Annotated in this window: 26 protein-coding genes; 14 read left to right on the top strand and 12 right to left on the bottom strand. The window is 27.3% G+C overall.

The genetic code is table 11. The features are described from left to right. Positions 1-6: 6 nt before the first annotated feature. Together AQ1685_RS12670 and AQ1685_RS12665 are read right to left on the bottom strand one after the other, a co-directional pair. Positions 7-414, bottom strand: a complete 408-nt coding sequence (locus AQ1685_RS12670) for a DUF2452 domain-containing protein (RefSeq protein WP_095072696.1) — start codon at positions 412-414, stop codon at positions 7-9. A gap of 1 nt (position 415) precedes the next feature. Beyond that, positions 416-589, bottom strand: coding sequence for a Lacal_2735 family protein (locus tag AQ1685_RS12665; protein ID WP_157730216.1), 174 nt, complete (start codon positions 587-589; stop codon positions 416-418). 189 nt (positions 590-778) lie between these two features. Here AQ1685_RS12665 and AQ1685_RS12660 point away from each other — a divergent pair, with 189 nt between their 5' ends. From AQ1685_RS12660 to AQ1685_RS12595, 14 genes are all read left to right on the top strand, one after another. Continuing rightward, a complete protein-coding gene (locus AQ1685_RS12660; RefSeq protein WP_095072694.1) occupies positions 779-1,000 on the top strand; it encodes a hypothetical protein in 222 nt (73 codons plus the stop codon). Between the two features lie 216 nt (positions 1,001-1,216). Next, positions 1,217-1,603 (top strand): hypothetical protein, encoded by a 387-nt coding sequence (locus tag AQ1685_RS12655; RefSeq protein WP_095072692.1) that lies wholly within the window; start codon positions 1,217-1,219, stop codon positions 1,601-1,603. A gap of 9 nt (positions 1,604-1,612) precedes the next feature. After that, a complete protein-coding gene (locus AQ1685_RS12650) occupies positions 1,613-1,999 on the top strand; it encodes a DUF3592 domain-containing protein (protein WP_095072688.1) in 387 nt (128 codons plus the stop codon). Next, the gene (locus AQ1685_RS12645) at positions 1,999-2,622 is read left to right on the top strand and encodes a DUF1266 domain-containing protein (RefSeq protein ID WP_095072686.1); all 624 of its coding nucleotides are present in this window, start codon (positions 1,999-2,001) and stop codon (positions 2,620-2,622) included. Before AQ1685_RS12650 ends, AQ1685_RS12645 begins: the two co-directional genes overlap by 1 nt. A 117-nt stretch (positions 2,623-2,739) precedes the next feature. Continuing rightward, positions 2,740-3,300 carry a hypothetical protein gene (locus tag AQ1685_RS12640; RefSeq protein ID WP_095072684.1) on the top strand — a complete coding sequence of 187 codons (561 nt, stop codon included), beginning with the start codon at positions 2,740-2,742 and terminating at the stop codon, positions 3,298-3,300. Positions 3,301-3,688: 388 nt separating this feature from the next. Continuing rightward, positions 3,689-4,963, top strand: a complete 1,275-nt coding sequence (locus AQ1685_RS12635) for an ankyrin repeat domain-containing protein (RefSeq protein ID WP_095072683.1) — start codon at positions 3,689-3,691, stop codon at positions 4,961-4,963. A 7-nt stretch (positions 4,964-4,970) separates the two neighbouring features. Further along, complete coding sequence (locus tag AQ1685_RS12630) at positions 4,971-5,564, top strand: hypothetical protein (RefSeq protein WP_095072681.1); 594 nt, start codon at positions 4,971-4,973, stop codon at positions 5,562-5,564. Between the two features lie 9 nt (positions 5,565-5,573). Continuing rightward, a complete protein-coding gene (locus AQ1685_RS12625) occupies positions 5,574-7,106 on the top strand; it encodes a hypothetical protein (protein ID WP_157730215.1) in 1,533 nt (510 codons plus the stop codon). A 21-nt stretch (positions 7,107-7,127) separates the two neighbouring features. Further along, complete coding sequence (locus tag AQ1685_RS12620) at positions 7,128-7,943, top strand: hypothetical protein (protein WP_095072678.1); 816 nt, start codon at positions 7,128-7,130, stop codon at positions 7,941-7,943. A 218-nt stretch (positions 7,944-8,161) separates the two neighbouring features. Continuing rightward, positions 8,162-8,587, top strand: coding sequence for a hypothetical protein (locus tag AQ1685_RS12615; RefSeq protein ID WP_095072676.1), 426 nt, complete (start codon positions 8,162-8,164; stop codon positions 8,585-8,587). Positions 8,588-8,768: 181 nt separating this feature from the next. Then, entirely contained in the window at positions 8,769-9,755 is a 987-nt protein-coding gene (locus tag AQ1685_RS12610; RefSeq protein ID WP_095072674.1) for a hypothetical protein, read from the top strand. Continuing rightward, the gene (locus tag AQ1685_RS12605) at positions 9,755-12,082 is read left to right on the top strand and encodes a hypothetical protein (RefSeq protein WP_095072672.1); all 2,328 of its coding nucleotides are present in this window, start codon (positions 9,755-9,757) and stop codon (positions 12,080-12,082) included. Before AQ1685_RS12610 ends, AQ1685_RS12605 begins: the two co-directional genes overlap by 1 nt. Positions 12,083-12,195: 113 nt before the next feature. Beyond that, positions 12,196-12,924, top strand: coding sequence for a hypothetical protein (locus AQ1685_RS12600; RefSeq protein ID WP_095072670.1), 729 nt, complete (start codon positions 12,196-12,198; stop codon positions 12,922-12,924). 4 nt (positions 12,925-12,928) lie between these two features. Then, positions 12,929-13,510, top strand: a complete 582-nt coding sequence (locus AQ1685_RS12595; protein WP_095072668.1) for a CHAP domain-containing protein — start codon at positions 12,929-12,931, stop codon at positions 13,508-13,510. A 5-nt stretch (positions 13,511-13,515) separates the two neighbouring features. On the opposite strand, the gene AQ1685_RS12590 is transcribed toward AQ1685_RS12595, so the two are convergent. From AQ1685_RS12590 to AQ1685_RS12545, 10 genes are all read right to left on the bottom strand, one after another. After that, on the bottom strand, positions 13,516-14,343 hold the full coding sequence (locus AQ1685_RS12590) for a hypothetical protein (protein ID WP_157730214.1): 828 nt from the start codon (positions 14,341-14,343) through the stop codon (positions 13,516-13,518). After that, entirely contained in the window at positions 14,343-15,614 is a 1,272-nt protein-coding gene (locus AQ1685_RS12585; RefSeq protein WP_095072664.1) for a right-handed parallel beta-helix repeat-containing protein, read from the bottom strand. Before AQ1685_RS12585 ends, AQ1685_RS12590 begins: the two co-directional genes overlap by 1 nt. Continuing rightward, positions 15,592-16,350, bottom strand: a complete 759-nt coding sequence (locus AQ1685_RS12580; protein WP_157730213.1) for a hypothetical protein — start codon at positions 16,348-16,350, stop codon at positions 15,592-15,594. The genes AQ1685_RS12585 and AQ1685_RS12580 overlap by 23 nt, the downstream gene beginning before the upstream one ends. Before the next feature lie 9 nt (positions 16,351-16,359). Next, positions 16,360-17,481, bottom strand: coding sequence for a toxin-antitoxin system YwqK family antitoxin (locus AQ1685_RS12575; protein WP_095072661.1), 1,122 nt, complete (start codon positions 17,479-17,481; stop codon positions 16,360-16,362). Positions 17,482-17,578: 97 nt separating this feature from the next. Continuing rightward, positions 17,579-18,382 carry a hypothetical protein gene (locus AQ1685_RS12570; protein WP_095072660.1) on the bottom strand — a complete coding sequence of 268 codons (804 nt, stop codon included), beginning with the start codon at positions 18,380-18,382 and terminating at the stop codon, positions 17,579-17,581. 117 nt (positions 18,383-18,499) lie between these two features. Continuing rightward, positions 18,500-19,180 (bottom strand): Lipl32 family lipoprotein, encoded by a 681-nt coding sequence (locus AQ1685_RS12565; protein WP_095072658.1) that lies wholly within the window; start codon positions 19,178-19,180, stop codon positions 18,500-18,502. 129 nt (positions 19,181-19,309) lie between these two features. Next, the gene (locus AQ1685_RS12560) at positions 19,310-20,167 is read right to left on the bottom strand and encodes a hypothetical protein (RefSeq protein WP_095072656.1); all 858 of its coding nucleotides are present in this window, start codon (positions 20,165-20,167) and stop codon (positions 19,310-19,312) included. Between the two features lie 91 nt (positions 20,168-20,258). Further along, positions 20,259-20,987: a LytR/AlgR family response regulator transcription factor gene (locus AQ1685_RS12555; RefSeq protein ID WP_095072654.1), complete on the bottom strand. Its 729-nt coding sequence runs from the start codon at positions 20,985-20,987 to the stop codon at positions 20,259-20,261. Continuing rightward, complete coding sequence (locus AQ1685_RS12550) at positions 20,980-22,662, bottom strand: tetratricopeptide repeat protein (protein ID WP_095072652.1); 1,683 nt, start codon at positions 22,660-22,662, stop codon at positions 20,980-20,982. Before AQ1685_RS12550 ends, AQ1685_RS12555 begins: the two co-directional genes overlap by 8 nt. Continuing rightward, positions 22,655-24,343, bottom strand: a complete 1,689-nt coding sequence (locus AQ1685_RS12545) for a histidine kinase (RefSeq protein WP_095072650.1) — start codon at positions 24,341-24,343, stop codon at positions 22,655-22,657. The genes AQ1685_RS12550 and AQ1685_RS12545 overlap by 8 nt, the downstream gene beginning before the upstream one ends. Between the last annotated feature and the right edge of the window lie 38 nt (positions 24,344-24,381).

Raw genomic sequence — 24,381 nt, 5'->3', positions numbered from 1 at the left:
GTTTAACTACGCATTGACTTTTTCCCAAGTTTGGTCAGCATTTAAAGTAAAGCTTCCAACATAATTAAAGTTGCACTGTTCAGGAGCGATTAATGATAAAAAGTGTATTTCTTTTTTGTTGATGTACAAATGATATGTTTGTCCGATAATAGGTTCAAAAGAAAACTCTGCATTTAAAATTAAATTATTATATTCAAACTCTTCCATCATTTTCGTATATGCTTCTTTGAGTTCTTCGTACTTGGTTTTAATTTTATGATTCACTTTGTTTGTCACTCTGTTTTTCCACGCAGTGTTATCATCAATGGTAATTTTTGGAGCACCAACAGAGGTTGAATAAGGTTTTAAAGCAGCATCGTAAGATTCTGTTTCATAATTATATACAACATAATCAGGTTTTTTTTTCTTCTCCATTTTAAGATTGTTTGTTTAAAGATTCTATTTGTTGTAAAACTTGTTCAGCTTCATAAGCCTTTTCATCACTAAGTTTTCGATTAACAGTCGAGAGTTTGTAAGATTCATGAAGTAACTTTTTATAGCGTTCTTCCAATTGTTGTTTCGGTGACTTCTTCTTAAAAAAATTGAACATATGAATAGTATTAGTACTACAAAGATACGTTTTGTTTAACTAATAAAATAAAAAGATAAACAAAATAATCGATATTTTATTTTGTTTGGTTTCTATTTAAAACTATTCAAATTAGTAAATAATAAGGTTTTATTAACATATTTTTTTAAACTGTTTAAGTATATTTGAATAAGTTTAAACAAAAAGATTATGGATATAGTAAGTGAAGCATTAGCATTCGAACAGGCCAAGATGAAAAATATGACTACTAGTGATAGAGTTGTAGCATCTAGAGAGGCAAAAAGATTGGTGTTAGCATTGAATGAAATCTATAAGAGAACTAAAGATGCTAACCTGATGGACATTATGAAACGTATAACCGTTAAAAAAAGAAGGATAGAATCACGATTGAAAGGTAAACCGTTGTTATAAAATTTATAAATTTCTTTTAATTCTTCCTCTTAATTAAAAGCCAACCATAGCAAAATTCGCTAGGTTGGCTTTTTTTATTTACAAAAAAATAAGTTGATTTTTAGTGAAATAAATCTAAAACGAATATTTATTACAAATTAGCGAATATAACTTTGACTTTAAGATTTTCGAATTCTGCATATACTTTTGCTTGCGAACTAAAAAATAATATTTAGAATGAAAAAAATTATAACAATCAAGCAAGAGTATAATTCATTAGAAAAATTACAGAGTTATATTAATGAAGAGTCAAATTATAGTTCTAACATACAGTACGATAAATGGGAAATAAGAAAGGATAATAATGGAAATATGCAGAAATGTATTATGCTGAAGAAAAGTGCAATGCATGGATTAAAAGTTTATTTCTTAGATGATAAAACTATCGAACTTAGCTATGCTATTCCTAATGTATTTCTTCATGGATGGTTTGGTAAAAGTCAAAAAGCTTACAGAGGTATAGATGAAATTATTTTAGGAAAAATAAAAGATGCAGTTTTAGTAGGATCACAGAAAAAAGCATTTACAGAGTTAGAGCAAGTTTTTAATAAAGCAACAGTTTAAGTTAAACAGATGAAAAGTATAATTTATCTATTTTTTCTTCTAATGCTAACAAATGTTTATACCCAAGATAATGTAACATGGGTTAAAACTAATGGAGTCATTAAAGAATTAGAAAAGAAGAGGAGAGGAAAAACTTTTGCTACTGTGAGCTTTACAACAAAAGATGGAAAAGAAGCTTCAGCTTACATTCAGTTATTAGGTTTACCAATTATAGGAAGTTTTAAATCAGTAGGAGATAGTATTGAAGTTTATTATGATAAAACTAATCCTGCTATTGCTAAAAGCGAAAGTGGAAAATTTTTATCACAGTACGGCATAATTATTTTAATAGCTCTGGGAGTATTCTTTTCTGTAAAAAGATATTTAAATGTAGTAAAACTTCATAAAACAGCATAATGAGCAAATCAAACATTACATTATCAGAATCTCAAAAACGTAAATTAGTTTTTGGAGCCATATTATCATATTACCGAGGAGAATCAATTTTAGATACAACATTATCAGGTGATAATGAAGAGTATATTGAAGGATTAGTAAATTGGTGGGGAATAACTAATACTGAGGAAGCAAAAAGTGTGTTAGGAGATTTATTAGCTCTTAAGAAAAGTACAAGTATTAATGTTTTATTGGAAACACCAGACGCTGAGCTTAACGCAATAAAAAGTGAAATAGCAGAAGGTTTAGATATTCATTTTTCTGAAGTAAATAAAGTAACAGATACTTATGCTTGGGATATTGTTCGACTAATTGTAGTTTCTAAATATTCTTATTGGAGCAGCTATATCACAGAAGAAGAAATGTGGGATTTTATTTCCTATGGAGCTGAACGAGCAACAGAAATTGGAACAGATTGGAAACAGTATACTATATCTTTTTTATTAGGTAGATGTATTCATGGTTTCGACCTAGAAGACGTTATAGATGAATGTAAAGAATTGTATTATTCAAAACAATCTATGTTGTCTTGGGTTTTTAGGGTGAAAAACTTAGATGTTTACAAGAAATTCTCATTTAAGTAGTACTTAGAATGTGATAGAATTATAGCGAATATTCTTTCAATACTAACGAAAATCTATTGAAGTGTATTTTTTATAAAGTCCTCCATTAATTTTAACATATCAAATACAATAATAACAATGAAAAAAATTATCTACACATTAGCTTTAATAGTTCTAATTTCATGTGGAAAAGAAAAAAGATTTACAGAAAATGCAGATTCTATTAAGGAATTACAAACTTTACTAGCTGATGAATTTGGAAAAGATGCTTATTACACAAGTATTTCTATAATTAATTCTTCTACATCTTCTGGAGATATTATTAATACAACTCAAACAAGTGATCCAGCTTCATTAAAAATGGGAGAATGGAATCATTTTCAAGGGAAATGGACACAAAGTTCAGAAGTAACTCTAGAATTAAGTGAAGGAGCAAAAGCGAAAGATTTTATGTTTAAGTTAGATGATTCGGTTATTAATTTCAAATTGTTAGGAGATTTAGTAGAAAAATCTAAAGAAAAAGTAAAAGAAGAAAAGAAAATAGATGAAGTAATTGTGAGTAGCATTTACATGAATGCTCCAAATAATGGAGACTTTGAAAAAATGGAATATTTCATAACTATAAAACCAAAAAATGGGGGAACTAGTTTCGATTTTTGGTATAAACTTGATGGGACATTAAGAAAATTCGATTACTAGCTTTTTGTAATGAATTCCATCCAACTATTATACATATAACTTTAAATCATATTACCGAATATATCTGTATTACACATTGAGCTATAGATGAGAAAAAAATAATTTAAGCATAAACAAAAATGTTTGTGATGTCGATAAAAGTTCAAGGTGAACGAACACGAGGGGAAAAGCTAAAGGGAAAGTATGCTAATATACAGTGAATACAGATAGCTTTCACAAAGTAAAAATGATATAAAGTAAATTGTATTTTGGGGTAGAAAGAAAGTGAGTTACGCTTTCAATATGTTGGATGGGTTCATTATAATTTTTACGACTACAAACTTCAATAACGGATTAACATTAGTTTTTGTGTTAATCCATTAACATTTATAATCAATATAAAAAAGTTATGAAAAAAATAATTCTACTTACCATATTATGTATTGTAGCATTATCTTGTGCAAAACCAACCGTTAAAGACGTAATTAAAGCCATAGAAAATGATGATATAAGTCGTTTTCAAAATTTAAGAAAAGAATTCCATATAGATACTTTGAGGTTCGAAACAGGAAGTACAGTTTTTCACTACGCCTATCAAGTAAAAGCAACTAGAATTATGCAGCAGTTAATACAAGAAGAATTGCTGATACACGAGAAAGATTCTTTAGGTTATACACCTCTTTTAGCACTAGTACAAGATACACAACCAAATTATGAAATCATCGATTTATTACTTAGTAAAAATGTTGGAGTTAATGATTTTGAAAGTTACAACGGATTTACACCATTACATTATGCAGTTTACAACAAAGAAAATTCTTTAGTAAAGAAATTATTAGCGAAAAAAGCTAAGCCAAATCAAGTAAGTAAATCTTTAATGAGATCAACACCTTTACATATTGCTGTAGAAAATAAAGATATTGAAAGCATAAAAAGTTTAATTGAAATTACATCAGATACAATTAAAGATTATAATGAAAAAACTGTAGTAGATTTAGCAATTCGATCTAAAGACATTGAAATACAAAAGTTATTTTATCATAAAATGGCAGTTAAAGACAAACGTAAATTATTTCTGAATGTATGTAGATTTTCAGATGATGCTGTGTTTTTAGATGAATTAATACAGAAAAAATGGATTACGAGAAAACTATTGAATAAATCATTAGTATTTGCTAAAGACACTATTACAGTTCAAAAATTATTAGATAAAGGAGCGCAAATAAATTATTTACATGACGAATATAAATATGGAGCTCTTCATTACGCAGCGGCTCGTGGTAATGTCGTAATGTTAAAATTTCTGTTAGAAAAAGGAGCAAATATTAATCAGTTGTCAAAAGATAAAACCATGTCTGTATTAATGCATGCGGCACAGTTATACGATAATTTTAATTCTATAGATAAAAAAGGTGCTAAATTAGGTATAAGTTTAACACAAGCAGCTTTAGATATTTTTGCTAATAGTAAAGAAAAAAATGAAGAAAATAGTTTAGAAGCAGTTAAGTTTCTAGTTTCAAAAAAGGCTAACTTACATTTTAAAGATAAGTTCAACGCTAATGCACTTTACTATGCAGAAGCGTCGAAAAATTCAACTGTTGCTGAATATTTAAAAACAATAGGAGTAAAAGAAACTAAGAAGTACTCAGAAAGTAAATCTGGTTTCAGAAAATATTATAATTAAACAGTTTATGAATAAGTTTTTAGTTTTAGTAATAACTACGATAATTATAGGAGCTTGTAATTCAACGCTGCCAAAATATAAACAAGAAATAGAACTTTGTTTTCAAAGTTATTTTCAGCATTTATCAGATCAAGAGTTTGATAAAGCAATGACATATTTACCAGAAGATTTATTTTCGTATGTATCTAAAAGAAGTCTGATAAATTCCTATGAAGAAGCTTATAAATCAGACGACATGAGTTTTATACATTATCCACCCACTGTAACTCGAATTAAAGATTCGTTAAAAATTCAAGACAAATACTACGCATTATTATCATTTAAAGAGCGCATGGATATTGTTATAAAGTTTGAGGAAAATATTTTAGAGGAAACAAAACAAGAAGATTTAAAAGCATTAAAAAAGATTTATAAGAAAAGATTCGGTAGTTCTAATGTAAAACTTAATGATAAAGATCATTTTGAAATAAAAACAAAGAAAAGAGCCTATGCAATTTTGAATGAAGGTGAAATTGCAGCATGGAAGTTTTTAATTTTAGAAGAAGATAGTCGTCAATTATTACAAGAACTATTACCAGAAAAACTTCATAATAGTTTGTAATATTACTACATGAAATTCAATAAGTTTATTATAATTAGTATTCTATGCAATTTTGCAGTTAGTTTTTTGCATGCAAGTGAATGTTACCATTATCATACAAAGCATTATTATAAACTATTTTCTAATGCTAACAACCTTGTTTTTCAACATACCGTTAAAGATCCAAATCAGGTGAGTTTTGTTTCGCAAGAACAAGTAGTTTTAGATAAAATCAGTACTAAAGATTTTCGCATAATTTCAGAAAACACAAACAGTTTTATTTTCTCAAATGAGAGTGGTTATTTCTTAATTCCTAAAGAAATATATCAAATCAAAAATTACGGAGTAAAAAAAATAGGAACTGCACAAACTGTTAGTAAACATATAGGGAATTACTTTTTTTGTATTGATAATGAATGGAATTATGTAGAAAATATAAGCTATTCAACTGCTATTAAAATGAAAAAAGTAAAACTTCCTGAACCATTGAGTTTACTAACAGATTTTATGGCTCGTAAACTTTTATTAAAAGGAAGTAATCATGTTTTTTCCTTTGATACCGATCAATTAAAATTTGTAAGAATTCCCAAGTTAAAAGCAGAAAATACAAGTTTCTTTAAAATTGAAAACAGATACCAAGAGTTTGGAGGTTTTTTATATGATACGAATACACTTTATAAAGCTGGAGTTCATGATATAATAAACCTAACAAAAGAATTTTCTGATCAACAGAAAGAGTTTACATTAAAAAAAGCAGTTATTAATCAAATTGATGATGCAATTTCTATAGACACTAATGATGGTTTTTTATGGTTGTATAGAGAAAATGGACTGTTAGAAAAGCAACAAGGATATAGTAGCATTCCTTTACATTTTGTTAGAAAAAAAGCTAGTTATTTAAATTCGTATAAAGAGTTTGTTGTTTATCAAAACAAAGTTTATAAAGATTTTTATGAATTGGTTAGAAACTGGAAACCTATAGATATTAGTGCTGTAAAAAATGTAAAAATATTTCGTAGAGAAGGCGATACACAATACTTTGATGGAATTAAAAGATATTTTCTAGACTATAAAAACAAAAGAATAGCTGTTTTAAATTATCCAGAAAATTCTAGTAAGTATATCCCAGGAATTTCAGGTTATCATGGTTTTGGAAACTACGATATGTATTTAGGAAAGGAGCACTTATATAGACGAACTGGGAAAAAAGTAATTAAAAAAGAAGTTGTTTTTTTTAGGGATTTTAAGTTGTTTGTAGCTTATAACGATCGTTTAGTTATAGAAAATAATGATGTAAAAAACTTAGCGGACATAGAATCTATGGAATTTACAGGATCTATTGTAGATGTACTCTCGCCTTGTGACGCTGAAGATGAAGAAGGGAATTACTACGATGTAGAAATTAATGTATATTATTTCTTTAAAGATGCTAGAGGTTTCTATGTTTACAGTTCTAAGGACAAAAAAATGAAAGCTATAAAAGAAGTAAAACTTACCAATACTAAAGATAGGTTTACCAATTTGCAAAATCTGATGCGTGTTGCTAAAGAATCTAAAAATTAAATAGAGGTTTAATCTATTTCTATGAAGCAAACAATTACACCAATACAAGAATTTATTTTCGTTTTAGGATTAATGACTACTATGGGAATCTCCATGTTATGTTTAGCTGCTCTATCTTTAGATGATGCTCATCGAAAGTTATTAAAGTATTTTAGCACTTCGGGAGATTTACTATTTATTTCTGTAATCATTATTTACATGTTGAATAATTACATAGGAATGAAAGCTTTTACATCTTTCTATCGAAAACGTGTTTCTAATAAAAGCCCACAATTAGTAGAAGATACATATGTATTAAAATTAGAATATTCAAAAGAGGAATGGACAAAAGTTAAAAAAGCTGAATACCTACAAAAGAAAAATAAGATAGAAAATCGAAGATTCGTTATCACATTATTTTTATTTGCAATAGCCATATTTTTCTGTTTTATAGAATTTACAGTAGGGTTGATTGTTGGCCATTTTATTTTTTTCTTTGCGTTGCCTTTTCATTCTGTTATAAAGGAGCCATTTCAACAAGAATATTACAATAATATCTTATTTAACTCAAATACTTATGTAGTAAAAATTTATCAAAAAGGATTAACCGTAAACGATTGGTATTGTGGGTTTAATCATTATCATGGAGAAGGCGCTAGTACCACATTAACCGCATTAGATCTTATTGAAGAAGAATCTTTAAATTTTTTACAATTCACCACACTTTCTCAAGCAGTTTTAACATCTTTTGATGATTTTAATGGAGGTGAAGTAAAGCATACAGCTACATTAAAGATTCCTGTTTTGGAACACCATCAAATCGATATGAATAAATTGAAAAAGAAACTGCTTTTTTAATTTAACATGTTCAATATAAAAGGTTACAAAAGTATATTAAAGATTCATAAGGTATCTATTAGTCTATAGATACAAGTATCGCTGATTTTTATCTTTTGCTGAATATTTGATAAAAAACAAAGTTTTTTTCATAAATAAGTTCAACACTAGCATATATAAATCAAGAACTTATTTGTCAGTAGACTACTATTACTTTTATACTATAAATAAAACATATCATGGAAAATAGTGTGACAGTAAACGAAAATGAAGAAGTAAAATTTGAAATAGTAGAAAAAGTTCCTAAGGAGAAAATTCAAAAATCATTAAAGCTCTACAGCGATTCAACATCTATAGAAACATATGTGAAAATTCCATTTGCATTATTTGCTGTATTTATTTTAATACATAATGTATTTATAGCAGGAAAAAGTTACGATTATCAAACTTATGAAAGTATTAAGGCCATAGAACTTACCATAGTTGTAATTTTAGGAATTTCAGTTATAATTATGGCTATAATAGCAATGAGTAAAAACGCAACCATAAAAAAAGAATTGAAAGAAATTTCTAATCGTTATGGAATAAAAAAAGAGATTGTACAAGATGAATTTAGTGCTTTAGCCATGCATTTATATGGGGGTAGAGGTATAGTTTTAAAATAGAGTTGCACTTAAGGTTGTAAACATAGGTTGGTTATTGTTTTTGTAATAAAGGAATTTAAGAATTAACTCTTGAATTTTCAAAAATGAGATAAAGAACACAAAAAAATGTATGTTAAAGATTAGTAAGTTTATAGCTGATAAATTTTATCTTTCGCATTTGTAAAGCAAAAAGAAATTAAAGATGAAGAAAATACTTAGTAGTCTATATATTTTACTATTAGTATGTGCTTGTAAAAAAGAAGATAAAAAAATACAGTTTTATCATTGGAAATCGAATGCAAAGATTTCTGTTGTAGAAAAAGAAGCTCTCAAAACTACAAAAGCAGAAAAGACCTTTATTCATTATTTTGATGTGGTTGTATCAGAAGGAATCAATCAACCTGTAAGTGTGATTCAAGATATAGATACTTTTTTTAATGAAATAGAAGTTGTTCCAGTAGTATTTATAAGCAATTCTGTTTTTAAAGGAAATTCATATGGAATTAACAGTTTAGTTGATAAAGTTGAAAATTTAGTTCAACAAATTCACCAGAAATATTTTAATAAAAAAGCGATTGAAATTCAAATTGATTGCGACTGGACCAAAACTACTAAAGAAGCATATTTTCAGTTTTTAAAATTATTAAAAAAAAAGATTCAAGTAAGTACAACAATACGTTTACATCAAATAAAATATCAAAAAGAAACTGGTATTCCACCTGTAGATTTTGGTGCTTTAATGCTTTATAACGTAGGAGATTTAAGTGATTTTAACCATAATTCTATTTTAAATAGTAAAATAGTTTCTCAGTATATTAAAAACCATACGAACTACCCGCTAGAGTTAGATTTAGCCTTACCATTATTCTCTCAAGTTGTAATTAAAAATAAAGAACACAATATTAGACTCATAAATAGAGTTATTGAAAAAGATTTTAAGAATGATACTGAACATTTTAAAAATATAGGAAATCATCAGTATTTAGTACTTAAAAAGAAACTTTACAGGGGACAATATTTATATAAAGATTTTGTGTTAAAGTTAGAAAAAACGAGTATTGAAGAGATTGTGAAATCTAGCGAAATTGTAAAAAAAAGTAATTTAAATATTAGAAATACAATTTTGTATCATTTAGACGAAACAGAAATTAAAGAACTAAATTTTAAAGAATTAATCACCAAATTATAATGAATAAAATACTAAAGAGAAAGTTTGTAGTTGGGCTATTGTTAATAATAGTAACAACGCCTAAAGTATTTGCAGACGACGCACCAAACTATTTTTGTGGAGGTTGGTATTACGATGCTGATTCTTTTTATTATAATTTGTTCAATCAAGAGAATATATCTCAAAAGGCATTTTATCCATTTTTGAGAACAGATGTGAATCCGTTTTATGAAAAACAATCTTTAGTTGACTCAAAAAATGTTCACGAATGGTATTCTTTTTTCAACAAAAAATACACTAAAGATCAACTTGTAAAAATTCTTTACGGAAAAGAAAAAAAAGTAATCACTATACAAGGAAAAACAGCAAAAGAGAAAGCTGCTAAAACATATATAAACTTTGCAAAATCTTGTGAGAAAATAACAGTTAGTAATGAAGGATATTACTGGGATTATGAAGCTTTAATTAAAAAGAGGAAACACAACGCTCCAGACTTAATTAATAAAGGGTTATCACTATATAGTAAGGAGAATAACGCGAGTTTAAAATTACGCTATGCATACCAATTAATTCGTTTGTATCGCTACAATTATCAATTTCAAACTGCTATTGAATTCTATAATAATGAAGTAAAATCTAATGTAGCTAAGAATGAAGTTTATTACTATATATTAGATCAAATAGCAGGATGTTATTACAAATTGAAGAATTATGAAAAAGCAGCATATTTATTTTTAAAAGTATTCGATAAAAGTATCGATAAAAAGAAATCGGCTTTTGTTAGTTATAAATTTTGCACCTATAAGAAAGCTGAAGGAAAATCGTTTTTAACAACTAAAGAAGAAAAGGCAAATCAAATTTTTATTACTGCAATTCGAAAGTTTTCAGATACTATGCAAGACCTTGAAGAGATTACAGATTTAGGTATTGCAGAAGATAAACAAGAATTATTAGCTATTCGAATAATTAATAATTTAGAACGAGCAATTTTAGATATAAATTATAGGAGATCTATTTTTCAAGTAGAAGAAAGGGTGGCTGATGAACTTATTGCATTACAAAGTTATGTTGACAGAAAATTAGAAGGAACTCCAGTTAATCTCGAGTTTTGGAAATTAACAGATGCTTATATATCGTTTTTAAATCAAGATTTTAAAACGGCAGAAAAAAAGTTAAGCTTAATTAATTCTAAAAAGTTTCAAGAGCAAAAAGAAAGTTTAGCGAAAGTATTTGAAGTGTTTTCTTGGACCACGATAAACAAAGAAAATGAACTTTGGTTATCAAAGTTTCTAGGTAAAAATGAAAAAGGAATTATCATGTTAGGTCCTTGTGATATTGAAGAGAATCAAGCTAAATTTTCATGCAATTTGAGAGGGATTATTTTAGAGCAAGTGAGTCATTTATATTTAAAAGAAAATAAACTAGCTCAATCTTATTTAATTCATAATTATTTAGAAGATTTAAAAGAAATTAGTTCTCACGATTTAGTAGATGATATCATTCAATTTATTAAAAAAGAAGATAAAAATGATTTTGAAAAGTCATTGTTAGTAAGTGTAGAAGATAAACGTTTTCAATCGTTAATTGCTATAGCAGAAGAAGCAAAAGGTTTAATGTATTTTAGAAGTGGAGATTTCAATATAGCTAAACCTTATTTCACACCTTCTGAAAACAAAAATATACCAGCTGCTATTTTCAGTAATAATACGATTGAATGTTTTAATTGTAAGGCTAATACGGTTATGGAAGATGAAGTATACAAAGCAAGCGCTTACTCTTTTTTAAATAAAAAGATGAATTTATATGATTTATTAGACAATCTACAAACTTTAGAGCGTATGACACAAGATGCAAATACAAAGCAGTGGAAGAAAAAATTAGCATACTATTTACTAGGGAATTATTTTTATAATGCTTCTAATACAGGATATTATAGAGCATATACTTACTACGGAAAAGATCGTCATTACAATTATGATTTAGGATCGAAACGATCAGATATTAACGATGTAATAGTAAAGAAGAAAACATACAGTTTTCCTTATGGAGGTTACAGAAATACGTATAATGGTTTAGCTAAGAAAGCAAAATACTATTATCAGAAAACCATTGCAATGTCAACCGATAATGAATTAAATGCACGATGTTCTTACATGATTGCGAAGTGCGAATTAAATGAATATTATAACAATGGTTGGGATTCAGACTATTCTGGTTACGAAGGTGATGAGTTTACTAAATTTGAAAACTCAGGATTTGAAGCTTTGAAAACAAAGTATAAAAACACAAAATTCTATGATTTTATAAGAAGTAAATGCAGTTATTTTAGGCAATATGATGCGAATTAAATCATTACAAATATGATCTAATTTATAGCAGATATTTATTCTTAATAGTAGTTCATTATAAATTGTTTTACTTTCGGGTTAAATTACTAATAAGTAAAGGTTAAGACAAACAAATGAATTTTATAAGAAGAATTTTAGGACTGGGGCCTAAAGAACCTATAAATACTATTAAAAAACCACAAGCTGTAAAAGAGAATAGAGTAGAAGAGAAAGAAAAACATTTTTATGATTTAGATTTGATACTTCCTGTATTAGTTACAGAAAAGACTACTGCAATTGAGTTAGAAAATCAAATGACATCCATTTTTCACAATAGAGAGAATGTCTTTAATCGAATTGTAATTGGATTGGCTTCTTTTAATTACAAGAATTTAGATGAGAGTAATGGGGGAGAGCTTTTTCAAGTAAAACCAGATGATGAAGAACTTTTCCTTAGGTTTTTGGTAGAACATGCAGAGAAGAATATTCAAGCACTAGATATTAATTTTGATTATTGGAATCCTGTTGATATGAATTTAGATTTTTCAATTTTATCAGCTCCGATTACCTTCTTTAGTTCAGAATTAATTATGAGTAAAAAACACATGTTATCAGCTCATGAAAAGTTAAATAGTAAAGAGCTGTTTGTGTCTATTCCTAGAAGAGGACTGATATTTGTTTGTGATAAAAACTTAAATGAAGAAGATTATAAAACTTTTTTAAATCTCCATTCCTACGCTGTATTAAAAGGTGATACAGATGATGAGTTGCTATGTGAAGATATTTTTGTAGTTGAAAATGCAGAAATCATGAGTGTTTTAGAAATGTATCAATTGTCTGAAATTTTACAGGCAGGAATATAACAGTATGAAGAAAAAGATAGGTATTGGTTTTGCAATTTTAGTTGTTGTTTTTTTAGGATCGAAAGGAATTAAAAAGATTAATTTTAATACTAAATACGAGGTTGGAGAAAAGATAGATAGCATTAATAATGTATATGTTTACTACAATGGAGGTGTAGATAATGTTACCGAAAGAAATACAAAAGATGGTTACAATCTGGGACTAAAATACCAATGTGTAGAGTTTGTAAAACGTTATTATTATCAACATTACCAACATCAAATGCCAGATTCTTATGGTCATGCAAAGAGTTTTTTTGATGCCAATGTTTCCGATGGTAAATTAAATTCGCGTAGAAACTTATATCAATATAAAAACCCAAGTCAAACAAAGCCTCAAGAAGGAGATTTATTAGTTTTTAAAGGAACATTATTAAATAGATATGGTCATGTAGCTATAGTTTCAAAAGTAAGTAAAGACGCGATTGAAATTATCCAACAAAATCCAGGACCATTTTCACCTTCAAGAGAAAAAATGGTTTTAACCAAGTCAAATAATACTTGGAAAATAAATAATGATAGAATTCTAGGTTGGTTAAGAAAGTAATTGAGTTATTGTAATCTTTTAAAGATCACATACTTTTCGTCCGCTTCTTCTATTTTAGTGTAATAATTCATGGCATTTCCATAATTCTGAATCACAAACTCATTACTTTCAAAATTTATAGTTGTACCAATTTGTGTGGGTAAAGGTAATGTCTCTTTTTTCTCGATACCTTCTTCATCTATAGCTCCTCCAGCATATTCACTCCATTCAAAGTCATCAAAAATAATCATATTGTTTTCAGTGATTTTTGCAGTTCCACTTAATGATCTTTTAGGAGAAGTAAATGTATATTTTAATTGATGATTTTCAATAAATAATTTAAAGTTTAAGTTTGAAGTTTCGTTCTTCCAATTTCCAATAGCCAACTTTTCCTTTTTTTGATTTAGAAAAGCATCAGTCGTAATTTGAATAGTATCAATAGTTTCTTTTACATCAGAAAAATCGTTCCAAGTTTTTACAATTACTTTATCTTCTATCAGTTCAGATGTAACAGATAAAAAACCTTCGGCATTATCATAGGCTACTTGAAGATCATCTAAATAAAAATTATTTTTATTCACTAGGCAAAGCCATGTTGTGTTTTCAGTATCATAAAGACGTTCAATAATTTTTAAGGAGTCATTTTTATGGCTGATATAGTAGTTAAAATTGGGATTAAAACTTTCAATATTAAAGAATCCGTATTTATTCCATAAATCTTTAGAAAGTTTGGTTCGATTTAAGTTTTGGTAAGCTTCTATAGCTTCATTAGATATTTTGAAAACGAAACCTTTTTGCTCCTGTTTTTTACAGTTGATAATTATTAAAACAAGTAATAATAGTGGTAATCTCATTATTGAATCTTTTTTATTGATGAAACTTTTTTTGAATTGTTGAAAGTAAATTCCCATTGTAATTTCTTTACTTTTTTATCCTCTTCTTTTTCTGAAATACTGAAATAAAATTTACTAGGATTTATCATTTGAAGTTCTGTAAGAGAATAATCAATATCGTATTGTAAATCGTAAAAATGAGTTAAAAATTCTTCTTTATCTACATTTACATGGTTAACCTTTATTTGCTTTGAAAGTAAACTTTCAAATTCTTTGGCAGGTTTATCAGACCTATAATAAATAGTTGGTCCGTCATTCAATATTAATACTAAATAATTGACAAAATATTCTGCATAAATCAAGTTAAGATCTATAATTTCTTCTTTATATTTTTGTTTTTTTCCAGGTTTTTCAAATGTATTTTCACCTTCAAAGGAACAGTCATTAAATTTTGGAGAAAATTGAGTAATATCAAGATTAAAACCAATTGTTGTTGAGTTGTAATAATTACGATACTCTTCATGTTCTAAAAGATTGTAAAAATCTTCAATCGTATCATTAGAATTGTATAATTTCTCACTCTCGTTATCATAAAACTCACAGGAGTTAAAATTTAGCTCACTAAATTGAGTGTAAATAAGAGGATATTCTGTAAAAACTGTATTGTTTCCATAAAAGCTACATTCATTAAAATTAATGTCTTTTGAGTTTACAGCTGATACTGCATGAAAAGCATTCCGGAATAGGTTTGTATTAAGAAAGTTTACATTTTCTGAGTCAATTAAATAAGCTCCAATAGCTCCACTACCATTTAGGTTTGTGTTTTCTATAACTACATTTTTACAAGTCTCTAAAAGTAGTACATAACCATTACATGTTTCATCCATATGATAAATGGAAAGATTATTAAAGTTTAAATTATCACAATTTTTAAAAGACAAAATATCTTCGTGTTCTTCAAAAGAGATAATATTTGTACCGTTGTTGCTATGTAAAGTTAAATTTGAATAGCCTTCTAAAACTACTCCATTGTCGTCAATGTAGTAAGACGGTTTTTTTGTTGTCTTTTTACGATTTAATAATGGAACTTTCGTTTTGATTGTATCTAAGGTTAGATTTAAAATATCAGTTTCAAAAACAATTTCAGTATTATTGTTTAAAGCATTAAAGAACTCAATAACATTATGTACTTTTTTTATTGTTTTTTGTTGTGAAAAACCTTGAGTAACTACCATTAAAGTTACACAAACTTGAAATAAGTTTTTAATATTACTCTTGAGTAAACTTACCATTTATAAATTTAAATTTCTTTAGGTCAAATTTACGAGTATAAAATCCTGTATCATCATCCATTTTAAACTGTTTAAAAGACAATTCTTTGGTATCTGGATTAAAATTTAAATCGATATTTTGACTACGATTACATTCGATAAAAAATAGTTCTTTATTTGGGTATGCTTCTATATTTTCTATCAAATCATCATTTTTCTTTTCAAATACACGAATAACGAAATGTTGTTTTCCACTTCCATAAGTACCATAACCTAATAAAATATAGTAATTGTTAATTTTATCTACTTTGTAAAAACCTACACTTTTATCTTGTTGACTTTTGTCTAAATTTATGACTTTCCATGTTTGATTTTTGGTTTTAAATTGAATGTAATTCAAATATTCATGGAACGAACCATTATCTAAAACATCGGTAGAAAATACTCTAATATCTTCATTTGTGTTAATAATGATATTATTGATAAATGCATAAGCCAATCGAATTCCTTTTTTTGCATCTCTTAGCTTATTTTCAACAAGATAATACTGTGTTGTATCTGTATTCACAAAAAGCTTAGCATCATCACTTGCAATAGTTTTAGAAATTAAAGTATTTAAAGAATCTTTTTTTGTCCAGTTTCTTAGATTTTCTAAACGTTTTAATTGAAGGTCATTTAATTTATCTAACATTGACTGTTTTTGTGCTTGTAATGTCCAAGAAAGTAGGATTACACAGGCGTAGAAAATATACTTCATAGTGAATTATTAGTTATAATTTTTTTCAGATATCTGTTTTCCTTTATTAAATTCTACCTCTTTAGTAATTTCACCAGCAGCATCGTAATGTTTCCATAAACCATGTTTTTTTCCACTTACATAATTTCCTTCCATGTCAACAGTTTTTGATTTCAAATTATAGAATTTTCCAATTCCATTTAACTTTCCATTTTTATATGTTAGTGCAGAAATTTGTCTCCCTTTTTTTCCATCAAATGTTTTCCAAATACCACTTTTAAAAGTATCAACATATTTACCTTCTTGTATTTTAACTCCATCTTCATTAAACTTAGTATAAGCGCCATTTCTTTTTCCATATTTAAAACTGGTTTTACTCTCTAAAGTTCCGTTTTCAAAGTACTTTTCCTCATAAGTAATATGATCATTATCATAGTTAATTTTATATTGTAAGATACCTTCTGGAGTGTAATATGTAGTAATTCCGTTTTTTCTGCGATCCTTTATTTGTAATTCTTGAGCAATTTTCCCATTTAAATGATAGCTTTTTTTCAAGTAATCAGTAGGTGAGGAGTGAACTTTTTCCCATTTCAATTTTCCATCAGTTAAGCGTTCTTCCCAACGTCCTGTAGGTTCATTGTTCTTGTAGTATTCTACAATAATAGAAGTAGTGTTATCTTGAACATTTTTTACTTCTCTAGTCCATTTTCCTTCTTTTTTATCGTTCTTATACTTTTCTGTACGAAACTTTTTTCCTTTTCTATTATAAGTTACCCATGTACCATGCTTGAGTCCATTTTTATATTGCGTTTCTTCTTGAATTTTTCCGTTTTGAAAATATGAGATTTGTTTTCCTTCTATTTTTCCATCAATATAATTTGCTTCTGAAGATTTATTTCCTGCAAAATCGTAACTGGTATACGTTCCATTAATTTTACCATTTTTGAAACTTATATCAGCGTATGCTCCACTTGTTTCAGAAATTTTATAATCGCCATTTAGCGGTTTATTATTTTCAATTAGTAGGAAAATAGACTCTTTACCAAATCGTTTTGTTTGAACTTCATTCCAAGAGATATATACTTGCGCATTGGTGTTTAAAACTCCAAGAGATACTATTAGAAAAGCTAATAAATGTTTGATTGAATACATGTTATGTTTTTTATAAAGTAAAAGTATAGCAACACCTCACTTTATTAATGTGCTAACATATATTCGTTTTATAAGAGCTTATATTTGAAAAAGAATTTTAATAACGTTCGTGTAAAGTAAACTGAGAACATATTCTTGTAGCTTCATCTAGTTTACCTTCCGGAATTAGAAAAGTTCTAGTATGAATATTATGCCTCGGGTTTTTACCAGCGAAAATATTAATGGTAAATTCAATAAAACTTTGTTTGTTTTTATGTACTATTTGCACATCAAGCAGTCTAGTATAATATCCAGAAATAGGAGTAGTATATGTTTTATCTATAAGAATGGCTTCTTTATAAATTTCTATATTTCTTTGAGTTGAACTCAAAATATCTTGCCATCTTTTTATTTGTGTTTTGTAAGCAAAAAATCTAAACACAAGAATGATATAAATGCTAATAAGTGAGAATAAGAGTAAAGCTACAGGGCTAAATTCGTTGGCATAGTAAATAATAGTCCACAGCAAAAGATATCCAGCCAAAAAAAATGAAGAGTTACGGATATTTTTTTTGTGTCTTTCTTTGAAGAATATTAACCATTCTTTTTGATTGTAGGTCCAACTAACTAATGGTTTTGTAGAGTTTTTCTTAATGTAAGTCTCGATTTCTGGAATTTGGCCACCATTAATAATAGACATTCCTTGAATAGAAAAGAGGTTTATTACCAGAGCAAAAAAGCTTACAATACTTAATGTGATTTTTTCTGAACTGCTATTATCGCCTTCAAAAAAAGCAAAATAAGGAAATATAGCATAAACCATTAAAGAGCCAATAAAAACTAACAGCACGATAAGTATCAAGAAAGTATTTAAACAACCTGGTTGTGATATTTCGTTTTCTTCAATTCCAGAAGTACTCATTTTTAAAAATTAGTTATTGACTTTAAAAGTAAGTAATAAAAAAAACTAAGGATGTTTTACCATCCTTAGAATTGAACTAATGAGAAAAACTAATCAATTAACTTGATTAGATGTCGTTTATTTCATTTGAGCTAATAACTCATCTATTGTTTTAGCCATTACTACTCCAGGAAGTTTTACAGGAGATCCTATTTGAGCAACAAATGTTCCTTTTACTTCACCTCTTTTAAATGTAGTAAAACCTACACGGTATAATCCACGTGTTAAAGCTTTTGTAGGGTTTCCAACTTTACTTTTATAACGTAATAAAGAATTGTAACTACGTCCGCTAGGTTGCTTTGGCATTTCACCACTATCATCATTTCTAGCTAATACAGTCCAGTTTGCAGAACTAGCATCTTTAATTTGCTCTTTGGTTACAATGTTAGAACGTTCTAAAGTAATGTAAGTATCGAAAAAGTCGTCTGAGCTAGAGTTAGCGTCATAATTTTTTCCTTTAATAGGGTTTTTTGCTTTTACTTTTTTTGCAGGTGACATCATACGTAAACCTAATTCTGGAGCAACAGCAGGAACCCAAACATAAATGTAGTAGAACTTTTTTCCGTTTTTTACTTCATCTTCTGTGTTTGGAGCAGCATGCCCTAAATAAGTAACTACATCTGTATATGGAACTTTCTTTTTAACGAATCCTATTTTCTTTTCAATTGAACTGCCAAATGATTTTAACTTTTGAGCATTTACTTGAGTAAAAGCGAACATAGAAATAGTTAATACGGCAATAAAATTTAGTTTTTTCATATTTGATTGATTTTTAATTTATGGCTAAGTTATTTAGTAATTCAAGTTTTTAGATACTTGAAATTAGATACGGTTAGTTAGAATGTATATTTGTTAGAGTTTAGACCTTTTTTGAAATCTTATAAATACTTAAAGAGAAGATATATGCTTCTGAAATTGTTTTAAGACTTTATAAACAGTAGCTGCATTTCCTTCATTAGATCGTCTTGCCCAGAAACCATAACTATCAAATATATCTTGAGTATAAATTTCGTGAGTTGTAAATATATCTGCAATTGTACTTTTCATTTCCTCACTAGGTATAGTTTTCAGTTCACTCCAATCCCAACTATCAGAATTAAATTTAGCATACAATTGTAAAAATAATTCTTCATCTGTGCTTTCATGCTCATAGGTAGCAAGCAAACAAGTGAGTCGTTTTTCTAATCCAGATTTCTCATAAAAACCAGTTTGTTTGATAAGGTAAGCAATGTGATTAATGGTTTCTGTGTCAAAAAAACGTTCAATATTTTTACTACTTCTATCAAACTTATTCATTAGATAATGTAGGAATTGCATTTTATCTTGGATAGGGTATGGTTCGTAAAGATACAGGTTGAAGAAATTGTTGTAAATTCTGTAGAAACTATTATTTTCAAAGTTAGCTAACTTTATTGCTTTTTCTGCAAAATCCTTTTTATCTAGAAGAAAATTCAACTCATCATCAATAATAAAGTTTACGGTTTCTTTATCTAAATACAATTCTTTTTCATATTCTGAAACACATTTTTCTGAGTGTTTTTCTGATTCATTGTTTAATACTTCAATTCTCTTTTTAAAGTTTTGATTGGCTTCTTTTAAAGCATTATTTATCGCTTCTTGAGTTGCAATTTCTTTTTGTAGTTCATTAATTTTAGTATCACTATTAGTGTTAAGGTTACACGAAACGACACTTACAGTAAAAATGATTAAACAAAAGAATTTTAAAGAAAAAATGTTTGCTTTCATTATGTGTTTTTTAATGAAAGCAAACATAGTTTTGATTCAACTAGAATTTATGTATGAATCTATATCTGTAGTTAAAAGATTTATATTTGGATTATAGTAAAAGACGAGAAACAAACTCTTCTCTTTTTCTCGTAGAAACAGGAATTTTTGCTCCAGATTTTAAAAATGCATATCCAGTTTTATCATACTTGTCAATAAACTTTAAGTTCACAACATAAGATTGATGTGTTCTAACAAAAAGTTCTTCTGGTAATTGATTTTCAAATTCTTTAATCGGTTTAGAAGCGATGTAAGATTTTTTATCTTCTGTGTAAAATGTAGTATATCCTTTGTCAGATTGGCAATACATTAAGGTATCGAATCGAATAATTTGATATCCTTCTTGTAAACGAAGTACGATGTGTTCTCTTTTATTTTCTACGAACTGTTCTTTAACAATTTCTATGTGTGGTTGTATACTTTCAGAATTTACTTTTACACGATCTATTGCATCACTTAGTTCATCAATATCAACAGGTTTTAAAATATAGTCTATAGCACCATTTTTTATTGCTTGTAGTGCATATTGATCATATGCAGTTATAAAAATGATTTGAAAATTTAGATCTTTTACTTGATCTAAAAAATCAAAAGCAATTCCGTCTTTAAGATTTATGTCTAAAAAAACTAATTCAGGTTTACAAGCTTTTGTTACTGTAACAGCTTCTTGAACAGACTCACATTCACCAATAATATCAATTTCTTTATCTAAAGATTCGATCATAGAAATTAATCCTTTTCGGATATATAATTCGTCTTCAACAATAAGTGCTTTAATCATATACTTCTAATTTATAAGGTAAAATTAATATGGTTTTATTTATAACTGCATCTTTCATTTTTGGATTAGTAAAACTAATGTTAGATGTTATATTCATTTTTTTTGAAAACGCATTAAAAAGCTCTTTCATCTGCATATTAGAAATTTTTTCTTGAAACTTAGATTTTTCTAACAAATGTCCATTATCAGAAATTACACAAGTTAAGATATTTGCTGAAAATGTTAGCGCAATGCTAATTTTTGGTGTACTATCTTCTGTGTTTTTACAATTATCTAAAGCTATTTCTATAAAAGGTTGTATTAACATAGGAGGTATTAGGATTTCTTCTTCTTTAGATGCATCATCAGTAATAATATCAAATGTAAACGATTGATTACTTTCTATTTGTTGGATTTCTAGAAAATACTTCATCGTGGTAATTTCATCTGTTATTGTGATAAAAGACTTTCGTGAATTTTCTAGTAAAAGTCTAAGAAATTTTGAAAATTTTGAAAGATATTTAACGCTATTCGGGCAGTCATTTTCAATCATTTTTTCCATAGATAAAAGAGAGCTGTTAATGTAACTTGGTTTTAATTTTACCCAGCTCAAAGTTCTGTCTATCAGTAAATTTTTATAAGTAGATTGAATGTTTCTGTAGCGAAAGATGAAAAAAGCTATGATTAAAACAAAGAGTATAGATAAAAAAACCAATGTACTTTGTAGTATAATTTGTTTAGTTCTTTCTAATTCATTGTCAATATATTTCACTTTCTTTATTAAAAATTTTTCGTTTTTATCTGCTTCTGAAATAGATAAAATACGTTCATCAATTTGCTTTTGTAAGATGAGTTCATTTATAGTATAAATACTATCTAAATAATTACTAGTCAATTGATTTTGCTCTTTTATTTTATAATACAGAAAGTAGCTGTCAAAAATATATTTCTTATTATAAAGTTCACTTTTTGGAGTTAAAGAATTGTATGCAGAATCTAAATAAATTTTACTGATTTTAAGTTTACGTAGGTTTAAATACGATACTGCTATGTTATGATAATTGATGTTTATATATGGACTTTTTCCGTCTTTATATTTTCTTTTTTCTTCTAGCAAGCTTAGCTTAAAAAAATCAATTGCTTCTTGATGTTTGTTTAATTCTAGAAGTATAGTTCCAAAGTTATTGGTGTATAATGTAAGCTTCTTATAGGCAGGTTTGGTGATTTTCTTATAAGTATCGTATGCCTTTTCAGGCTGGTTGTTAATTTTATATAACATTCCACAAGGAAAACAAGTTCTCATTAAAGTTAAAGAATCTTGTTTACGGAATACAGGCATAATTGAATCGCAAAGATGAACACCTTCGGCAATTCTATTCAAATCGGTTGAGTGTTCAATTTTTAATTGATACCCCATTAAAATGTTGGAAGTATCATTTGCTTTTTGAGCCTTTCTAATGATTTCATTTGACAAAATATACCCATTTCCAAACTGTTTGGTTCGTCCATAAGATCTTGACAAATAATAATACTCTTTAAAAGTTAAATCTTTAGTCGCCTGTTTTTTGGTTAAAGAGTCTATAACTTTTTGATATTCTTTATTATCGAATAAGTTTTTTACCTCGCTATCTTGTGAATAAACAACAATAGCATTTTTAAATACGAACAACAAAAATAAAATAGTGAGTTTATGCATACTTTTTAAAATTATTGTTATGATATGGAAGATTTAGAAGTACTTCTGTACCTCTTTTGTCTTTATATTGTAAGTTTCTAATTTCTACTGAGAAGTTACGGTTTAGTTTTCGAGAAAGTATGGTTAGTCTTTCTTTTACAATTTGAGTTGCTAAAGATGTTTTTTCTTGATTTTTTCTAGGTTTTTCTCCAATAGAATACCCAACTCCGTTATCGCTAATGATACAAATAAGTTCTTCATTTATGAGTTTAAGCGATAATTGTATGGCTGGGTTTTTTATTTCTTTTTTAAAACCATGTATGATGGCATTTTCAATAAAAGGTTGTAAAATCATAGCCGGAATACTATGATCTGTATTTACATCATTACCTATTTCAATAGTGAAATTAATGTTTTTACTTGTACTTAAATTTTGAATATCAACATAATCTTGTAAAAGTTTTATTTCATTTTTTATAGAAATGTATTTTTGAGATTTTTCTTTAACTGTTGACTTTAGAATGTTAGAGAACTTTTTAATATACTCAATTGCTTTTGTTCTTTCTCTATTAAGAAGCATTCCTTGGAGTATGGAAAGAGAATTAAAAATAAAGTGTGGGGTCATTTGAGAAGAAAGTAATTCTTGCTCATTAACTACTTTTTTATATTTAAGTTGCACATTCTTGTATATTTTTAAAAGTGTCCAAGAGGTTAAGAATAAAATCAAAGAAATTAAAATAACATAAGTTTTTAATTTTTTGTTATGAACCACTTTCATAGAGTCATTAATTACTGTAACTTTCTTTGTAAGTCGCTTTTTTCTAGAATTTACAGCATTTAATTCTTTAATTTTTTGTTGTATTTCAAGATCATATCTACTATTATTTTCTACTTCAACTCTACGTAATACATTACGAGCTTCACCAAACCTATTTTGATATAAAAAGTAGATATAATAAGTTTCTAGCCATATTTTTCTATGTCGAACATAATAACGTGAATGTTTTAAAGATTTACCAGCTGAATCAATATAGTCCTTAGCTTTATTCCATTGTTCTTTTTGGATATACATCCTAGCTATATTAGTTAAGTTTAAACTTATAAACTCTAATTCGTTCTTGGATGTACTAACGTCCACTCCTTTTTTTAGAAAAACTAAAGCTTTATCGTAGAGGTTATTGTTAACTAAAACCTGTCCGTAGTAATTAAAGTAAGGAGAAGATGTTTTGATGTAACCCTTTTTAATTTTTTTAAAGAAAACTAAGGCCTTTTTGTATTGTTTGTTTAAGTTATATAACATACCGCATCTCAAACAAATTTCTTCAATGTAAGGGCTTTCATTTTGTTCCATTTTAGGAACTATTCGATCACAAAAAGATACTCCTTCCTCTATTTTATTTAGGTCAATTAAGTTTTGGGCTTTTATGTTATAAAGTAGCGCTAAAGTCTTTTTATCGTCGCCAGACTCTATGTTTTCTAATATATTCTCAATAATAATAAGACTCTTATACAGAGAGTTTTCTTTACTATAAAGTTTAACCAGTTCTATATATTCACTTTGAGTAAGCCCTATAGTACTTTCTTTGAGTTCTAGATTTTTAAGTGCATGTTTATCTTCTTTTGTAAACTTTCTAGTCTGTGCATTCAAGTCAACAATAAAAATGAAAACAAATATTAATATGTTTTTTAAAATGATTTTCATTAAATAAAAATAATCCGAAAAATAAGAAAGATAGATAA

The sequence above is a fragment of the Tenacibaculum jejuense genome (assembly GCF_900198195.1).
Taxonomy (GTDB): Bacteria; Bacteroidota; Bacteroidia; order Flavobacteriales; family Flavobacteriaceae; genus Polaribacter; species Polaribacter jejuensis.
Note: the sequence above shows the minus strand (reverse complement) of the source record. Positions and strands in the feature narration are given on the sequence as shown.

Excerpts from the sequence above, each read along its gene's own strand:
- AQ1685_RS12670 (WP_095072696.1), bottom strand. The coding sequence starts at position 414 with ATGGAGAAGAAAAAAAAACCTGATTATGTTGTATATAATTATGAAACA.
- AQ1685_RS12665 (WP_157730216.1), bottom strand. The coding sequence starts at position 589 with ATGTTCAATTTTTTTAAGAAGAAGTCACCGAAACAACAATTGGAAGAA.
- AQ1685_RS12660 (WP_095072694.1), top strand. The coding sequence starts at position 779 with ATGGATATAGTAAGTGAAGCATTAGCATTCGAACAGGCCAAGATGAAA.
- AQ1685_RS12655 (WP_095072692.1), top strand. The coding sequence starts at position 1,217 with ATGAAAAAAATTATAACAATCAAGCAAGAGTATAATTCATTAGAAAAA.
- AQ1685_RS12650 (WP_095072688.1), top strand. The coding sequence starts at position 1,613 with ATGAAAAGTATAATTTATCTATTTTTTCTTCTAATGCTAACAAATGTT.
- AQ1685_RS12645 (WP_095072686.1), top strand. The coding sequence starts at position 1,999 with ATGAGCAAATCAAACATTACATTATCAGAATCTCAAAAACGTAAATTA.
- AQ1685_RS12640 (WP_095072684.1), top strand. The coding sequence starts at position 2,740 with ATGAAAAAAATTATCTACACATTAGCTTTAATAGTTCTAATTTCATGT.
- AQ1685_RS12635 (WP_095072683.1), top strand. The coding sequence starts at position 3,689 with ATGAAAAAAATAATTCTACTTACCATATTATGTATTGTAGCATTATCT.
- AQ1685_RS12630 (WP_095072681.1), top strand. The coding sequence starts at position 4,971 with ATGAATAAGTTTTTAGTTTTAGTAATAACTACGATAATTATAGGAGCT.
- AQ1685_RS12625 (WP_157730215.1), top strand. The coding sequence starts at position 5,574 with ATGAAATTCAATAAGTTTATTATAATTAGTATTCTATGCAATTTTGCA.
- AQ1685_RS12620 (WP_095072678.1), top strand. The coding sequence starts at position 7,128 with ATGAAGCAAACAATTACACCAATACAAGAATTTATTTTCGTTTTAGGA.
- AQ1685_RS12615 (WP_095072676.1), top strand. The coding sequence starts at position 8,162 with ATGGAAAATAGTGTGACAGTAAACGAAAATGAAGAAGTAAAATTTGAA.
- AQ1685_RS12610 (WP_095072674.1), top strand. The coding sequence starts at position 8,769 with ATGAAGAAAATACTTAGTAGTCTATATATTTTACTATTAGTATGTGCT.
- AQ1685_RS12605 (WP_095072672.1), top strand. The coding sequence starts at position 9,755 with ATGAATAAAATACTAAAGAGAAAGTTTGTAGTTGGGCTATTGTTAATA.
- AQ1685_RS12600 (WP_095072670.1), top strand. The coding sequence starts at position 12,196 with ATGAATTTTATAAGAAGAATTTTAGGACTGGGGCCTAAAGAACCTATA.
- AQ1685_RS12595 (WP_095072668.1), top strand. The coding sequence starts at position 12,929 with ATGAAGAAAAAGATAGGTATTGGTTTTGCAATTTTAGTTGTTGTTTTT.
- AQ1685_RS12590 (WP_157730214.1), bottom strand. The coding sequence starts at position 14,343 with ATGAGATTACCACTATTATTACTTGTTTTAATAATTATCAACTGTAAA.
- AQ1685_RS12585 (WP_095072664.1), bottom strand. The coding sequence starts at position 15,614 with ATGGTAAGTTTACTCAAGAGTAATATTAAAAACTTATTTCAAGTTTGT.
- AQ1685_RS12580 (WP_157730213.1), bottom strand. The coding sequence starts at position 16,350 with ATGAAGTATATTTTCTACGCCTGTGTAATCCTACTTTCTTGGACATTA.
- AQ1685_RS12575 (WP_095072661.1), bottom strand. The coding sequence starts at position 17,481 with ATGTATTCAATCAAACATTTATTAGCTTTTCTAATAGTATCTCTTGGA.
- AQ1685_RS12570 (WP_095072660.1), bottom strand. The coding sequence starts at position 18,382 with ATGAGTACTTCTGGAATTGAAGAAAACGAAATATCACAACCAGGTTGT.
- AQ1685_RS12565 (WP_095072658.1), bottom strand. The coding sequence starts at position 19,180 with ATGAAAAAACTAAATTTTATTGCCGTATTAACTATTTCTATGTTCGCT.
- AQ1685_RS12560 (WP_095072656.1), bottom strand. The coding sequence starts at position 20,167 with ATGAAAGCAAACATTTTTTCTTTAAAATTCTTTTGTTTAATCATTTTT.
- AQ1685_RS12555 (WP_095072654.1), bottom strand. The coding sequence starts at position 20,987 with ATGATTAAAGCACTTATTGTTGAAGACGAATTATATATCCGAAAAGGA.
- AQ1685_RS12550 (WP_095072652.1), bottom strand. The coding sequence starts at position 22,662 with ATGCATAAACTCACTATTTTATTTTTGTTGTTCGTATTTAAAAATGCT.
- AQ1685_RS12545 (WP_095072650.1), bottom strand. The coding sequence starts at position 24,343 with ATGAAAATCATTTTAAAAAACATATTAATATTTGTTTTCATTTTTATT.